This is a genomic window from Paenibacillus litoralis, assembly GCF_046244365.1.
Taxonomy (GTDB): domain Bacteria; phylum Bacillota; class Bacilli; order Paenibacillales; family NBRC-103111; genus Paenibacillus_V.
In genome coordinates this window covers 4,018,055-4,031,967 of record NZ_CP176395.1, presented here as the reverse complement: position 1 = coordinate 4,031,967, position 13,913 = coordinate 4,018,055, and the positions used below count along the sequence as shown (strand labels likewise).

At 52.5% G+C, this 13,913-nt stretch carries 17 protein-coding genes; 4 read left to right on the top strand and 13 right to left on the bottom strand.

Annotated elements, in window-relative coordinates; all coding sequences use genetic code 11:
* Positions 1-108 precede the first annotated feature (108 nt).
* Positions 109-726: a TetR/AcrR family transcriptional regulator gene (locus ACKGJP_RS16455; protein ID WP_409346700.1), complete on the top strand. Its 618-nt coding sequence runs from the start codon at positions 109-111 to the stop codon at positions 724-726.
* A 498-nt stretch (positions 727-1,224) separates the two neighbouring features.
* Positions 1,225-1,485 (top strand): hypothetical protein, encoded by a 261-nt coding sequence (locus ACKGJP_RS16450; protein ID WP_409346699.1) that lies wholly within the window; start codon positions 1,225-1,227, stop codon positions 1,483-1,485.
* Between the two features lie 67 nt (positions 1,486-1,552).
* Here the strand turns inward: ACKGJP_RS16450 and ACKGJP_RS16445 are convergent, their stop codons facing one another.
* Positions 1,553-2,743: a PQQ-dependent sugar dehydrogenase gene (locus ACKGJP_RS16445; protein ID WP_409346698.1), complete on the bottom strand. Its 1,191-nt coding sequence runs from the start codon at positions 2,741-2,743 to the stop codon at positions 1,553-1,555.
* 136 nt (positions 2,744-2,879) lie between these two features.
* On the opposite strand from ACKGJP_RS16445, the gene ACKGJP_RS16440 reads away from it, so the two are divergent.
* Positions 2,880-3,344 carry a hypothetical protein gene (locus tag ACKGJP_RS16440; RefSeq protein ID WP_409346697.1) on the top strand — a complete coding sequence of 155 codons (465 nt, stop codon included), beginning with the start codon at positions 2,880-2,882 and terminating at the stop codon, positions 3,342-3,344.
* Positions 3,345-3,409: 65 nt separating this feature from the next.
* Here the strand turns inward: ACKGJP_RS16440 and ACKGJP_RS16435 are convergent, their stop codons facing one another.
* The 12 genes from ACKGJP_RS16435 to ACKGJP_RS16380 form a co-directional block, all read right to left on the bottom strand.
* On the bottom strand, positions 3,410-3,988 hold the full coding sequence (locus tag ACKGJP_RS16435; protein WP_409346696.1) for a histidine phosphatase family protein: 579 nt from the start codon (positions 3,986-3,988) through the stop codon (positions 3,410-3,412).
* Between the two features lie 27 nt (positions 3,989-4,015).
* Entirely contained in the window at positions 4,016-4,639 is a 624-nt protein-coding gene (locus tag ACKGJP_RS16430; RefSeq protein ID WP_409346695.1) for an NUDIX hydrolase, read from the bottom strand.
* A gap of 15 nt (positions 4,640-4,654) precedes the next feature.
* Entirely contained in the window at positions 4,655-5,143 is a 489-nt protein-coding gene (locus ACKGJP_RS16425; protein WP_409346694.1) for a DUF1361 domain-containing protein, read from the bottom strand.
* On the bottom strand, positions 5,113-5,394 hold the full coding sequence (locus tag ACKGJP_RS16420; RefSeq protein WP_409346693.1) for a hypothetical protein: 282 nt from the start codon (positions 5,392-5,394) through the stop codon (positions 5,113-5,115). Before ACKGJP_RS16420 ends, ACKGJP_RS16425 begins: the two co-directional genes overlap by 31 nt.
* Positions 5,395-5,716: 322 nt before the next feature.
* A complete protein-coding gene (locus ACKGJP_RS16415) occupies positions 5,717-6,046 on the bottom strand; it encodes a hypothetical protein (protein ID WP_409346692.1) in 330 nt (109 codons plus the stop codon).
* A 68-nt stretch (positions 6,047-6,114) separates the two neighbouring features.
* The gene (locus ACKGJP_RS16410) at positions 6,115-7,107 is read right to left on the bottom strand and encodes a glutaminase (protein ID WP_409346691.1); all 993 of its coding nucleotides are present in this window, start codon (positions 7,105-7,107) and stop codon (positions 6,115-6,117) included.
* A 207-nt stretch (positions 7,108-7,314) separates the two neighbouring features.
* Positions 7,315-8,370 carry a hypothetical protein gene (locus tag ACKGJP_RS16405; protein WP_409346690.1) on the bottom strand — a complete coding sequence of 352 codons (1,056 nt, stop codon included), beginning with the start codon at positions 8,368-8,370 and terminating at the stop codon, positions 7,315-7,317.
* Positions 8,360-8,935, bottom strand: a complete 576-nt coding sequence (locus ACKGJP_RS16400; RefSeq protein ID WP_409346689.1) for a sigma-70 family RNA polymerase sigma factor — start codon at positions 8,933-8,935, stop codon at positions 8,360-8,362. Before ACKGJP_RS16400 ends, ACKGJP_RS16405 begins: the two co-directional genes overlap by 11 nt.
* A gap of 316 nt (positions 8,936-9,251) precedes the next feature.
* A complete protein-coding gene (locus tag ACKGJP_RS16395) occupies positions 9,252-9,734 on the bottom strand; it encodes a hypothetical protein (RefSeq protein WP_409346688.1) in 483 nt (160 codons plus the stop codon).
* Positions 9,731-10,990 (bottom strand): DNA polymerase IV, encoded by a 1,260-nt coding sequence (locus tag ACKGJP_RS16390; protein WP_409346687.1) that lies wholly within the window; start codon positions 10,988-10,990, stop codon positions 9,731-9,733. The genes ACKGJP_RS16395 and ACKGJP_RS16390 overlap by 4 nt, the downstream gene beginning before the upstream one ends.
* Positions 10,991-11,487: 497 nt before the next feature.
* A complete protein-coding gene (locus tag ACKGJP_RS16385) occupies positions 11,488-12,588 on the bottom strand; it encodes an MBL fold metallo-hydrolase (RefSeq protein ID WP_409346686.1) in 1,101 nt (366 codons plus the stop codon).
* A 380-nt stretch (positions 12,589-12,968) separates the two neighbouring features.
* A complete protein-coding gene (locus tag ACKGJP_RS16380) occupies positions 12,969-13,382 on the bottom strand; it encodes a MarR family winged helix-turn-helix transcriptional regulator (protein ID WP_409347180.1) in 414 nt (137 codons plus the stop codon).
* A 301-nt stretch (positions 13,383-13,683) separates the two neighbouring features.
* Between ACKGJP_RS16380 and ACKGJP_RS16375 the strand changes: the two genes are divergently transcribed.
* On the top strand, positions 13,684-13,854 hold the full coding sequence (locus tag ACKGJP_RS16375) for a hypothetical protein (RefSeq protein WP_409346685.1): 171 nt from the start codon (positions 13,684-13,686) through the stop codon (positions 13,852-13,854).
* Positions 13,855-13,913 lie beyond the last annotated feature (59 nt).

Sequence of the window (13,913 nt, the reverse complement as noted above, 5' to 3'; positions counted from 1 at the left end):
AAACCGATCCCGGGCGCGCAAACATCAATACGCGGCGATTTGTCGATTTGTCGACAGTCTCCGGCAGTGTGTGGCCGAAACGGAAAAAGTTAAACAGGAGAGCTGCAAATGTCGATCAGAAACAAAAAGGACGATCCCCGCGTCAAGCGGACGCGTCAGCTGTTAAACGCCGCGCTCATTGCCTTGATTCGCGATAAAGGATACGAAAAAATTACGGTGCAGGATCTCGCGGAACGGGCCGGTCTGAATCGCGCCACCTTCTATCTGCATTACAACGACAAGCACGATTTGACGGAGCAAAGCACGGACGAGATTATGCTGGAGCTAGGTGACCGTTTGCGGACGGCCGGCGTTTCGGAGGATATGAAGATATTCGACTTTCGAAGCGATAAGCCGCATCCTACTTTCGTTCATCTCTTCGAACATGTGGAGTTGCATGCGGATTATTACAAAGTCATGCTGATCGAGACGCGCATGCCCTATTTCACTTCGCGGCTAATCAACGCGATAACCGAATTCATTTCGACGGGACTCCTTGCCGTCCAGCCGGACGACAGGCTTTTGACGGCGCCGCGGGACATGCTCGTGCGCTATACGGCGGCCGCTTTCGTGGAAGTGATCGTTTGGTGGCTGGAAAACGACACGCCGTACTCCCCGAAATTCATGTCCGCCAAATTGATGAAAATCGCCATATACGGCCCTTATGCAGCGGATCCGTTCGCTTAAAAGCCCTGCCTGCCAGCTTGTCGCAACAAAAACTAACACAAATGTAACAAAAACGAAATACTTTCTTCATGTTTCTTTAATGATGACCGCCTATACTAAGAGTCGACCCCCCTTTTAATATAATCTCTTAAGACCCGCGGCCCGTTGCTTGCGGGTCTCTTTTTGTCCTTTGGCCCGTATGGACGAAGCATGCTCGTATAGGGACTAGCCGTTAGGCATCCGTACAAGCCAACCCGCCCCGCGAGGGATATTTTCCATCCACAATCGTCGAGGTCGCGTTCTCTCTTGTTCGCACCGGCCGAACCGTATGCAACACCATGAACGCCACTTTCAAAAGGCGCATTCCCGCTCCGATAAGCGGCCGAATGCGCCTTTTGGGCGTGCGATGACGATAGGGACGAACGTACATGAATTGGGGAAAAGCCCTTAGGCTTCCATCCATGCTATTTCCCATTTGCCCCATATACTGTACTACTTCACAAGAAAGGGTTGATGCACATGTCTTGTCATCCAAAACCTCATTGCCCGACATGCCCGACGAAAACCGTTTATGATCCGCCTGTTCAAGTTTTTAGAGACATTTATCATCCGCAGGTCGTGGAGATCGTTCATCAGGTTGAAATCGTGAACCGCCACCATTGCTGCCCGGTTCCTCGTCACGTATACACATCCAGAACTGTCGACGATTTCTCGGGCATGAACAATCCGTATTTGCGCACGGAAAGATCCGCCAGCTCGAACCCAAGATACGGCAGATAACCGTATCTGCCGGAATGCTCGCTGCCGGACGGCTATATCGCCTGCCCCCAAAAGGGAACGGTCCCTTTTATTTGACCGCTTCCGGCACGAGCCGAATGATTTTATCGTCACCAGCCTTCGGGGTTCCTCGCCCATCGCGATTATTCGTCAGCACATACAGCGAACCGTCCGGCCCTTCGTATACATCCCTTATTCGCCCAAGCTGCCTCTGTAGCCAATATTGCTTGCCGGACACCGCCGGTTGGCCGCCGTCACCCGACAGCTCGAAACGGATTAATTGCTCGCCGCGTAAATTAGCCGCGAGCATGCTGCCTTTCCAAGGCCCTTTCGTGACGAACGTCATGCCTGACGGCGCCCAGGTCGTCGTACCGCTGTGCGCGAGCGGCGGCTTCATCCGGGGAGCCGTTTGGTCCCCTTCAATCGTCGGCCAGCCGTAATTCGCTCCCGCTTCGATCACATTGATTTCGTCATGCGCGCTCTGCCCGTGCTCGGACGCGAACAGCTTCCCCGTCTCCGGCTGCCAGACAAGCCCTTGCGGGTTCCGGTGGCCATAGCTGTAAACCGGGGAGCCCGGAAACGGGTTATCCGCCGGAACGGAACCGTCCGGCCGGATGCGCAAAATTTTGCCGCCCAAACTCTTCGTATCCTGCGCAAGCGGCGGCTCGTACCGGTCGCCTGACGTGACGTATAAATGGCCGTCCGGACCGAATTTGATCCGTCCTCCGTTATGATTCGTGCTTCCCGGCAGACCGTCGATCAGCACTTTATCGAGCTTCGCTTTGCCGCTCTGCTCGATCAGGCGAAGGAGTCGGTTTTTCGTCTGCCCCTTGTCCTCGTACGTATGGTACACATACATATAATGATTGTCCGCAAATTGCGGATCAAGCGCCAGGCCGAGCAGACCGCCCTCCCCTTTGCTGACGAACGGCGCCGGCATCGAAATGACGGGGTCCTTGACAAGCTTCCCGTCGCGGATCATGCGGACTGCACCCGAACGCTCGGTAAAGAACATGCGGCCGTCCGATGAAATCTCGAATGCCCAAGGCACGTTGAGGTTGTCCGCGACCACCTCCTGCCTGTAGGGAAGAACCGCTTGCCCTGCCGTCTCCGGAGCCGCTGACGCAGCCGTTTCGCCGCCTGCCTTCCCGTCTCCGCCGTTTCGCCCCTTCATGTTGTCGACGAGGGAGCACCCTCCCGCGGCAAGCGCTATGGCGAGAACGCCGACGAGAGACCGAAGCCTTTTACCCGACACCCGCATCCCATCCTTTCGTTTCCTTTCTTTCCTTGTACCTTCCGTCCTGTCTGACGAAAATCCGCGGCCTTGCGGAACCTTTACCGCAGTGCTAGGGTATATACGTAGTGAAGAACGAAGCCGACAGGAGGGAGCCTATTTCATGAACGCGCGGAGAATATGTGCACCGCTGCTCCTGGTTATGCTCATGACGGTCTGCGGATGCAGCGTTACTCATAAAGTGGATACCGATGCCGCCGACGCTTGGAAAAAAGAGCTGATGAACCTGTCGGAATCCGTCAAACATGTAAGCATCACGTTTACGCGTCCGGATGTGACGTGCCGCATCACGCTGAAGGAAGAGCCATCGCAGCAATTGCTCGATTCCATCGTAGCAAGCGCCCGCACCTTTGCCACCGTCGATACCATGAAAACAATCGCCAAGAGCCTCAAATGGGGGCTCGACATCTCGGAAATCCACATGACCATCGACTCGGACGGCGATCCGAAAACCATCGAGCACGCCTATTACGCACGGTATTTCAAGACATTCGATGCGAGCGATCATTCCGATTCGAACATCGAGGCTTACGCGACGTGGTACGAGCTCAAGACTCCTTCCCCTTAACGACAGGCCCGGGAGCCTCGGAACGCCGTTCTCCCAGCCGTTCGCCTTTGTGAGCGAGCCCAGACTTATCCCCTCGGCCGCCACAGCCTTTCCACATTTTCCAGCACGTCGCCGTCAAACTGCAGTTTGTAGATGTCCGGCTTGGACGTTTGCTTCCAGAATTCGAATCCGTACCGCCCGTCAAAATATTGCAAAATGATCGTCATAATATTCCCATGCGTCCCTACCGCTATTTTTTGCCCGCGATACTGCTCAAGCAGCCGCTTAAAGACCGGGATCGCCCTGTCTTGCGCTTCTCTGGTCGTTTCCCCCTCCGCCATGCAAAAATCGATGTCCTCGAACGATCTTCCGATTGCCGCCGTCAGCTCGTCCTCCGAAATGGCGTACCGCAAGCTTGCGATCGGTCTTTCCCGCAGCTCCTCGAATTCTACGATTTCCGTTTGGAGCAGCTCCGCGAGCGGCCTTACCGTATCCACGGCTCTTGTATACGAGCTCGATACGACGACGTTTATTCCTTCGGAAGCCAATAAACCGGCCGCATGATGCGCATCGGCAGCCCCCTCCCCGGATAGTCCCCTGGCTCTTTCGTCATGAAGCGCAAACGGGGACACCGCGTGTCTGACAAAGTAAACATAGGTTTTCATAGGCTTCCTCCCGTTGTGTTAAGCGTTCTAGCCGATCCTGTCGAACAGCAAACGGTAATAGGCGTCCGTATTCGGCACGATATCGCCTACGCGGATCTCTCTGCTTACCTGGAGTCGTTCCCTCCCGTGATCATCCATCAGGATTCCCTCTGCCGTTATCGAATCCCGCTCTCCCGTTACCAGCTGTTTGTACGCCTCCGCATCCACCGCAAACAGCCCGGAAATCTCGCTGAGCTGGAATTCGTAGGCTTCCACCGGCTTATCGCATTCGTATACGAAAATATGGTTAAACTCGCGGTCAATTAACCGGGCCGTAACGATGTTCTCCTGCGCAACCATTCCGCAATAGTGAAGCTCCTCGAAGGAAGCCCGCAGCCCAAGTTCTTCCTCCAGCTCCCGCACGCCGTCCCGAACGGTTTCGCCCGACAACAGATGCCCGGCGCACGATATGTCAAACAGATTCGGAAACGTATCTTTATCTTTATGCCGCAATTGCAGCAGAAGACTCGCTCCGCCTTCCGCCGATTTATTCACAATCCAGCAGTGAAAGGTTTGATGCCATAGCCCTTGGGCATGTACATCCTTGCGGCTTGCTTGGCCGGTCTTCCTCATTTCTTCATCGAAAACATCGAACATCTCGTGCTGCGACATACGCTTTCTCTCCTTTTACCCTTTATTTCGATCGACATTCGCGTCTTCCTTCCTACCCGCGTTTCCGGCAAACGCGCAGAAGATCGCGTAGACCAGAAGCTGAATCCAAAAGAACAGCGCCGTAAACGGCAGGAACAAGCCTTTATCGCTTTCTTGCAAGACCAACGCAAATACATCCGAAACGATGGCATTCGGGTCGCTCATCATATCCCAGCTGTTCCACCTAACGAATCTGCCGATATAAATGCCTACAATGCCCAGCAGCAGAACGAACGCGGCGACAATCCAGCTGAGCTGCGTTCCCAGCCGGATTTTCCACCTGGCATGCAAGAGGAGAAGCGCCCACGAGGAAAGCAGCAGCCCGGTCACGGCAGCCGTAAACGTAACCGATAGGCTGTACCAGAAGTCGATACGGTACCAAAACCTCCCGCTCGTCCCCGGATCAAAATACCGGAAGGAGTGAATGATCTCCGTCACCAAATAGGCGGAATTCGGAAAAAACATAAGCCACCAAAAGCCCGCTGCGATGAGCAGCAGCCGCCTGGGCCACCTCCCGGCATGCGATGCACAAGCTCGATGAGAAAGGAGCCCGCGAGCGGAATCCAGGCCAGAAACATATCCCAGCCAAGGAAGTTATACATATTGCTGTTCGTCTTGTGCCGCAGAAAAGCCGCCAAGCCCAAAGCAAAAAAGGTGCCCAGCAGCAAAAGTGCGATTATCCAGCCGCGTTTGGCGATAGAATGGTCATTCGTCATGGATGCTCCTTTCGCGTCGGTTCGCTGCACACCGCTGTTTATCGTTCGGCACGTTCGTCTTCGACCGTTTTGCTCAAAACCATGTGCGTTACAAGAAGCGAGAGCAAGTACGCGATTGCAGGATCGCCGGTTCCAAAGATTTCCTTAACCACTGCATACAACAGTAACGATACAGGGATCAATAAGAGAAGATATACGCCCTTGCTCGTTTTTCGTCCCCCTCCGCAGTTGTCGCCGCAACTGTAAGAAATACGTCAACCCTTCCTCTATGAATATTATTCCATAACCGGCGTCCTTTCCCCTTTAAATTATCTTTCCTCCTTCAAAAATCGGCTGGACCGCTCCCGGATACCGTTTCGTCTAGCCACTCCCAGACAAACCCGCATTCCTCCGCCAGTTCCCCCTGCATCTGGGCCGTATCGCGAAAAAGGCCTACGAGTAAAGCTACGGCGGAAAGCGTGTATGGCACCAGCCACACCTTCTCGCCGGGATTCCAGCGCCTGCCGGGAATGCCCTTGATCCTGTCGACGTAATCCGGCCGGTACGGGAAACGAACGGACACATATTGCTCGGAATGCTTGCTGACCACCACGATCGCGTTCATCGTCACCCTCTCTTTCCATCCGCTTGCAGGGAAAACAAAAAGAGGCATCCCTGCTCTCCTTAAGAGAATGCAGGATGCCTCCGATGCTTTCGAAGTGCTCCGTTATGCGCTTTGGATTAAAAAATGCTCAAATCCCATTGCTCCGCCAAATGCTGCAGCAGCATGCCGCCCGCCTTGCTGTTGCCGACGTCGTCGATCGCCGGGCCGTAGAGCCCGATGCCGCAGCCGCCGGCGCACGGCGTTCCGGGCGGACGGACGCGCGACGGGACCGCCGCCATAATGCCGCCGGATACGCCGCTCTTGGCGGGCACGCCGACAAAAGCGGCGAACTTGCCGGAGGCGTTGTACATGCCGCAAGTGAGCATAAGCGCTTTGGCCATGCGGACGACCTGCTTCGGCAGCAGCTGCTCGCGGCGGATCGGATGATAGCCGTCATGCGCCAGCACAAGCCCGATCATGGCGAGATCCTCCGTCGTCACCTCGATCGCGCACTGCTTCAAGTATACCTCGATCGCATCCTCCACATCGCAGGCAAGGAAGCCGGTTTCCTTTAAGTAATAAGCAAGCGACCTATTCCGGTAGGCCGTTCCCCATTCCGACTGAAACACGTCCTCGTTCACCTGTGCCGGCTTGCCGGTCAGCCGTTCGACCACGCGAACGATCGCCGCCAGTTTCTGCTTCGGCGTATCGCCCGGCAATATCGAAGCGGTCGTTATCGCCCCCGCATTAATAAGCGGATTAAAGGGCCGCCCCGGCTTGTGCATTTCAAGCCGGACGATCGAGTTGAACGGGTCGCCGGTCGGCTCCACGTCCACCCGCTCCAGCACATATGGAATGCCGTGCGCCACGCAAACGGCGATAAAGCTGAGCACCTTGGATATGCTTTGCAGCGTGAATGGGACGTCCCAGTTCCCGGCTCTCCAGACGGTTCCGTCCGGCTGGACGATGGTCGTCCCGAGATGCGAAGACTCCGCATTCGCCAGCGCCGGAATATACGAAGCGCATTTGCCTTCGGCCGCATACGGACGAAACCGCTCGACGAGCTCCTCTAACTGCGTATTCGCTGCGTGTTCCCCGTTGTATTCGTTTGTCACGGCCAGTTCCCCCATCGCTTACGGAAAATGTCGAATCCTGTCCCCTTATTTTACAATGAGGGCCGAGGCGCCGACAATACAAATCCGTACGCCGGACTGAGATTGCCGCGAGCAAGACCGGCATAACTCCGGCGGAGGGCTTTCCTTGCGTCAAGACCGCTCGGAGCCCGCGCCCGCCGTCAATCCTCGGTTGGTTTTACCAACCTCATGCGCCTTGACTTGTTATTTCTTCGATGGCGCTTCCGTTTTGTGTTCAATAACTTGCAATACTTTCGGTTCAATAGCTTTTAACATTTGCTCAGTTGAACGATTGTTTTTAGGAACATCGCCATTACTTTCACCTTGCAGCTGTTTCTCAACCTGTGTTTTGGCAATGACATCAATCACTTGTTGTTTAGAAATATTTTTAGACGCTGCAATTTCCACAACAGACTTACCTTTTGCTAGTTCTTGCTTTAATTCCGGCGGGCTAATGTTTAGTAAAGAAAACAGTTTGACATCATTTAAATAGGCATCAGCAAAATAATCAGGCTTACCATTTCTAGAGAAAAAACCTTCTACTTTACTGTTTGAAGGTGCAATCTCGCCGCCGATCAGAGAAACACTGATTGTATTGCCCTGAACAAATGCCTGGTAGAACGGTGTTTGTGATCCCTTTTTAGTGTAATTCAACATAAACGTTTTTTGATCCGGGTTCTCCATTTGCTCCATAGCAAACTCGTATTCTCCGATGTTGCCATACATTTTATCAATTAGAAAATCTGCCTTCGCCTTGATTTCCTGATCGGTTAAAGCAGTGAGCGGCTTCTCCTTAGGCTCCCAATTCTCTTGAATCACATGTTCAATCGCACCCGTAATCGCGTTTGTATGAAGGGTAATCTTTTTGCCGGTTCCTCCTTTTTCCTGCAGGATGATGCTAGTTTGGACACCTTGAACGTTGCTTGCATCGATAATCTCAAACGATTTTGTTTCTGGAAATGCGCGATACAGCTTCTCAAGCGTTGCATTGCCAACCTCATCCGTCTTGACTTGTTCAGCAGTCATTGGCGTTCTCGTAAGCATGTCAATCAGGGCAGGGGCCGCAAATGCCGCGGTTGGAATCAAAATCGCAGCAGCAACTATTCCGCCAATCAATCGTTTTTTCATGTTTTTTTCGCTCCTTTTGCGTTTCAAATATTGAGAATAGGATTGTTCTATTCGTTTGGAAATGGCCGGCGGGCACTCCATCGTTTCCGCTTCTTTGTGCAGATGTTCACGGATATTGCGTTCAATAGTCATTGATCTTTTCCATCCTTTCCGGGGGGAGATTCCTTATGTATTTTCGAAGCGCCTGGAGGCCTGCGTGATATCTGGACTTGACTGTACCCAGTGGAATATCGAGCAATGTCGCGATTTCCTCAAGCGCATAGTCGTGAAAAAAGCGGAGGATAATCACCGTTCGCTGTTTGTCGGTCAGTTTTCGGATTGCCTGCGATATCATGAGGTTCGTCCCATCCATCAACACAGCAGGCTGATCCCAATGAGACTCTTCCCGGGAGAAGGCACGGATGCGTTCAAAAATTCGGAATCTCCGCCAGCTCTTGACCCGAAATCTCTGCACTTGACGGATTACCAAGCCGTGCAGCCAGAAGTGGAAAGGCCGGTTCGTATCGTAGTTAGCAAGTGAGGTCCACATCTGCATATAGATCTCATTCATGACATCTTCCCGATCCTGCCGATGATCCACCAGAAAGGAGACTGTCCGGTAGACGTCTTGATAGGTGGCATCATACATCGTATGAAAAGCCTGTCGATCACCGCCTTTCATTTTTGTAAGTAATTGGTACATAGGTTCACTTTGCATGCGGAGGGCCCTCCTGAATAAGCAGCTTACACCCTATATTGTCTCTCTATCAAAAAAAGGTTCGGTTCTTTATTTTTTTGCAAACGGCTGAGTGTCGGGGGCCATCGATCAGGAAGACAAACCAGGAGTGCAACGCCCTATATGGCAGCCGTGGCCTGTCTAGTGCTTTATTTTTCAGTTAGGAGCCCGCATTGATTTGAAGATTGATTTGAAGAAAAGATCGCCTTATCCGGCCTACTTGGCCAATTGGCGATCTTTTTCATATGCCGGCTTAAGCACGGATTTCGGCCGCTTGACTGGCGAAACTGATTTTCTGTCAATCTAAGCTTTTTTCGCAGTCCATTCGGCTAATTAATTCCTTAATATACTTTGATAGGCGAATGCTGATTTCCGAGCGCATAACATCCCGGACCATTCCAAAGCGATCCTCGTATCCCCTACAAATAAAACGGTGGTATATGACCATATCCGCTTGTTCATCATTAGTAATTTTAATATTACGCTTGGACAATTCGCGCCGAACATTGTACATATCCGTGCTTATTTGCTTCATTACCGCCCGGCCTGCTGTCAAATAAAGTTTCTTTAGAAGGGTGGAATGGTTGCTCATATCTTCGATGCTCTTTTGCACCATACTTAACATGTAAGGGAGCAAGATGTAATCACGAATCATTTTGAGCTCATCCTCTGTAGGCCGATTACGAGAATTCTTGGTGTCGTAGCGATTTTCATATTGTTCTTGATGTTCGGTGAGCAGCATTTTCGATTTCCACCTTTCATTGCCATCCAATTTGCTCATATATAATGACCTCCGATCTGTTCCGCCCTCTCACGGGCCACTCCGGACTGTAATAATGAGGATGCTCGCATAATAGCGGAGCTTCCATATTTATCCTTTATTTTATCAGTTGCTCTTTCTAGATCGTATGTTTTGATCCGGTCATCGAAAAAAGTAAGCTGAATGACGCTATCATCGGTCAGCTGAGTCAGTGCAATATACAGGTGGCTAACAGGCATACCGCTCCAATGTTTATGGAAAATCCCGAAAGCCGCTGCTGCGACTTCATGTGAAAGGGATGTCGGTTGTTCAAGCGTTACCTGTCGATTAAACGATGCCGAGCGCTGGCCATCCGTTTCCGCTGCTCCGACGGATACAACTCGCCCGATGTAACCCACTCTCCTGCTGCGACGGCAGACCTCCACAACCAATTCCAGCAGTACAACCTCAATATCTTCAAGTTTCCGATAAAGGCTGCTTCTGAGCGCCTTGCCGTGACTTACCGATTTCAATTGATTTCGAATACTTGCCACGACAGGACTAGGGTCTATGCCACGTGCTGTTTGCCAATAATATTCCGCTTGTATATCGCTTTGCTTGCCCATTTCTTTACGCATGCGCCTTTTAAAATCACCCAGTTCCAGACGAGCAATATCGCCAATCGTGTAAAGACCCATGCGTGTGAAGTGACGAGTCATTCGAGAGGCAACCATGAACATTTGATGCACCGGCAGCGGCCATAATACAGATTCCAAATTGTCGAAGCCAAGTTTGAAAATACCATTGGGCATTTTTTTGGCGAAATTGTCCGTAGCCATCTTCGCCAGTATTTTGGTAGGTCCAATTCCGCAACGGGTCCAAACTCCTGTCGATAACTGAACACGTGTCTGGATCTGGCGGGCGATCTCCTCCGGAGCCCCGAAGTAACCGACAGAACCCGTAACATCGAGAAACTGTTCGTCGATGGAATAGGGTTCAACCTGGTCTGTAAATGACTCGAATATCTCGGTAATGAGTAAGGATACCGTGATATAGGTTTGCATTCGGGGGCGTATTACGACCAAATCGGAGCATTTCGCGAGCGCCTCGCCCACTCTTGAAGCAGTCGTCACACCGCGTGATTTGGCAATGGGACAAGCGGCCAAAATGATGCCGGATTTTCTAGAGGGGTCACCTACAGCTACCGGCTTATGCTTCAAGGCCGGCTGGGCCGCTTTTTCAATCGAAGCATAGAATGACTGTCCATCGATTAACATAATGGTTCGCTCTTGAGGCATGACATCCACTCCTGTATAGTCGCGATTCGGAGATGCGTCCAACACCTTCGCACATATGACCCACTAATAAACACGAACATATATTCTTATTATATACAGAGTGTATGTTCGCAATGCAGTGGGAATTGCGTGAAAAACAAAAAATGCTAAACCTACAGGAATGAATTCCGCCAAAAAAATCGTTCGGTTCTTCGCCGTACGCATGGTCAACCCTCCGAAAGGAAACACTGATTATATTCATCATTATATACCGAACACTTGTTCGTTATGCAAGTGGCAAAATGTAACTTTACACCCATTTGACAAAACTTCCAATTGTTCGATAAATAAATAGAAGCTATAACAGCAGCGATTGTCGGAAAAACTCCACAAACCTCCGAAAGGCGGCATAAAGACGAACGGCGAACAAGAGCCCCCGCCGCGATACGCTTATTATTTTCAGCATTCGAAGCAAAAAAAGAAGCGCACCGCAATGCGCATCTTCACAACTTTCACGATTAATACGTTCTCCACCAAGCGGAGTCCGGGTATTCGGCAGCGCCGATCAGAACCGGCTCCCCGATTCTTGGCGTAGAAACATGCGCGCCTCGTTCCCGGGCAGCCTTCGTCACACGCTCGATCGGGTCTGTCCATTCATGCAGAGCCAGCGTAAAGGCCGACCAATGAATAGGGAGCATGACCCGGCCCTTAACGTCCAGATGAGCTTGCACCGTTTGTTCCGGCATCATATGAATCGCAGCCCACCGTTCGTCATATTGGCCGCATTCCATCAGCGTCAGGTCGAAGGGCCCGTACTTTTCTCCAATCTCCGCAAAATGAGGACCGTAGCCGCTGTCTCCGCTAAAATAAACGCTGGCATGCCGGCCCGCTATGACCCATGAACACCACAGCGTGGAGTTGCGGTCCGTCAGGCGTCTTCCCGAAAAATGCCTTGCGGGCGTACAGGCCAGCCGAAGCCCGTCGCATTCGAACTCCTCCCACCAGTCATGCTCTTCGATCCGCGCCCGCTCGACGCCCCATCTTTCCAAATGGCTCCCCACCCCTAACGGGACGCAGAAACGCTTGACTTTGTTTTTGATCCGTCTGATGGAGCCATAGTCCAAATGGTCGTAATGGTCATGAGACAAGAACACAACGTCGATCGCCGGGAGCTTCTCCAGTTCAGGCAGAGGCCCGCTATACCGCTTGCCCCCGAACAGCGGGAACGGAGAAGGCGTCTTCCCGAACATCGGGTCCAGCAGCATCGTCTTGCCGTCCAGCTCGAGCAGCAAAGCCGAGTGCCCAAACCAGGTAACCCGGCCCTGCGCGCCGTTAAGCGGAAGAGGCAGAGGCTCGACGCCGAGCGGTCTTCCCGGCCTTCCTTTCGGGTTCCCCTTTACAAATTCGCGCAATACCGCAAGGTTCGTCTTCAGATCCATGTTCATGGACGTAGGGATCAGATTGCTGAACGTCCCGTCCCGGTAATGAGGAGATTGACGCAGATCCTCTTTCGGCGCTTTTCCGCCGAAAGCGGGGTAAAGCCGCATGAACAGAAAAACCAAGAGCAGCAAACCTGCGAGGATAAGAAGGATGTCCGCCGCGTCCGCCAATGTATCCATCAATTTCGCCCCGTTTTCTTCCAAATCATAATCATCCGATTATAGCATAGAGCTCTTGTGTAAAAAAGCGGATCGAGCCGCGTTCCCATGCCCGCACCGCGACGCAAGAGCCGCCGAGCCTTGCGCGCGAGACCTCAGCGCAGAGCCCGCATAGACGTGCGACTGCAGGGAAGCCTAATCAAAAAAACCTGCGTGCCGGCGCATCCCAAGGCTAATCAAAAGCAGCTCCGGTCGATCAAGCCGGTCCGGCTCCCGCCTCTTATTCGTCGTCAAGCCGGATTCTCTTTGCCCCGCATCCGGAAACAAAAAAACAAGGGAACGCCAACCTGTCGCGGGGCTCCCTTGTTTTCGGCAATCTTAGTAACATGCTTCTGGCAACGTCACAAATTCGCGACCTTGCCGAGCAAGTAAACGAGCACCTGCTGGTTGTGGGAAGAAATCCGGCTCAAGTAGCCGTCCAGAAACTGCTGACGCAGCGTAACGCCGCGCCGGCATTCCTGCTTCCCTCTATCGGTGACGACCACCCATACGATGCGGCGGTCCTTGTCGTCCCGTTCCCTAACGATCAGCTCGGCCTTCTCCATCCGGTCAAGCAGCGTTGTAATGGCCGCAGGCGTCGTGGACAAATAATCGACCAGATCGGACGGCTTCATTCGCACCTCTGCATGCGCCTGCAAATACTCGAGCACGTGCAATTGGCCTTCCGTTAGCGAAGGAGCAAGCTGCCCCTCCATAAATAGCTTCATGTCTTTCGAAAGCTTGAACCATAGCTTGGCAAACTCCTGCGAGTACACGGCAACTACCCCTTCCGTTTCCAACTATGGCGTCCCGCCCTGCCGTTCCGTTCATACGATGCCAAAGCCGCCAAGGCCGTTTCGCCAGCGTCATGGACGTCCATTTGTTATATCCAGTATACCATTGTGTCTCTCGCTTTTAAAGGTTAGCGTCGTTAATATTTTAAGACATTAAACGATAAAATGCGGTACCGTTTGACGGCATTCAACATATACTATTCGTGAGTAGGCGCATGGCCCTGCGAAAGGCGGCGCATAGCCGGCCCAAAGCGGGAATGAAGCACCACCGGGAGGTCATAGCATGGATGAACAACGCAAACAGGACATCGTCAACCGGGCGATTCGCGAAGGGATAATAAACGACCCATACTGGCTGGAGCAGTTCAATGAACCGCTGCCTGCATGGGCCGTCCTTGAAATTGCGCTCAAGCTGCTGGATCGCCTCGAGCCGCCTTACGACAGCTACGATTGAAACTGCCGCCTTAGACTGCGCCGGTGCATGCCGGTTGGCGGTCGTTAGGGCAGCATGCA

Coding starts and splice junctions, on each gene's coding strand:
- ACKGJP_RS16410 (WP_409346691.1), bottom strand. CDS start 7,107: ATGGGGGAACTGGCCGTGACAAACGAATACAACGGGGAACACGCAGCG.
- ACKGJP_RS16455 (WP_409346700.1), top strand. CDS start 109: ATGTCGATCAGAAACAAAAAGGACGATCCCCGCGTCAAGCGGACGCGT.
- ACKGJP_RS16425 (WP_409346694.1), bottom strand. CDS start 5,143: ATGTTTTTTCCGAATTCCGCCTATTTGGTGACGGAGATCATTCACTCC.
- ACKGJP_RS16445 (WP_409346698.1), bottom strand. CDS start 2,743: ATGCGGGTGTCGGGTAAAAGGCTTCGGTCTCTCGTCGGCGTTCTCGCC.
- ACKGJP_RS16430 (WP_409346695.1), bottom strand. CDS start 4,639: ATGTCGCAGCACGAGATGTTCGATGTTTTCGATGAAGAAATGAGGAAG.
- ACKGJP_RS16440 (WP_409346697.1), top strand. CDS start 2,880: ATGAACGCGCGGAGAATATGTGCACCGCTGCTCCTGGTTATGCTCATG.
- ACKGJP_RS16450 (WP_409346699.1), top strand. CDS start 1,225: ATGTCTTGTCATCCAAAACCTCATTGCCCGACATGCCCGACGAAAACC.
- ACKGJP_RS16390 (WP_409346687.1), bottom strand. CDS start 10,990: ATGCCTCAAGAGCGAACCATTATGTTAATCGATGGACAGTCATTCTAT.
- ACKGJP_RS16435 (WP_409346696.1), bottom strand. CDS start 3,988: ATGAAAACCTATGTTTACTTTGTCAGACACGCGGTGTCCCCGTTTGCG.
- ACKGJP_RS16375 (WP_409346685.1), top strand. CDS start 13,684: ATGGATGAACAACGCAAACAGGACATCGTCAACCGGGCGATTCGCGAA.
- ACKGJP_RS16420 (WP_409346693.1), bottom strand. CDS start 5,394: ATGACGAATGACCATTCTATCGCCAAACGCGGCTGGATAATCGCACTT.
- ACKGJP_RS16385 (WP_409346686.1), bottom strand. CDS start 12,588: ATGGATACATTGGCGGACGCGGCGGACATCCTTCTTATCCTCGCAGGT.
- ACKGJP_RS16415 (WP_409346692.1), bottom strand. CDS start 6,046: ATGCCTCTTTTTGTTTTCCCTGCAAGCGGATGGAAAGAGAGGGTGACG.
- ACKGJP_RS16395 (WP_409346688.1), bottom strand. CDS start 9,734: ATGAGCAAATTGGATGGCAATGAAAGGTGGAAATCGAAAATGCTGCTC.
- ACKGJP_RS16400 (WP_409346689.1), bottom strand. CDS start 8,935: ATGCAAAGTGAACCTATGTACCAATTACTTACAAAAATGAAAGGCGGT.
- ACKGJP_RS16405 (WP_409346690.1), bottom strand. CDS start 8,370: ATGACTATTGAACGCAATATCCGTGAACATCTGCACAAAGAAGCGGAA.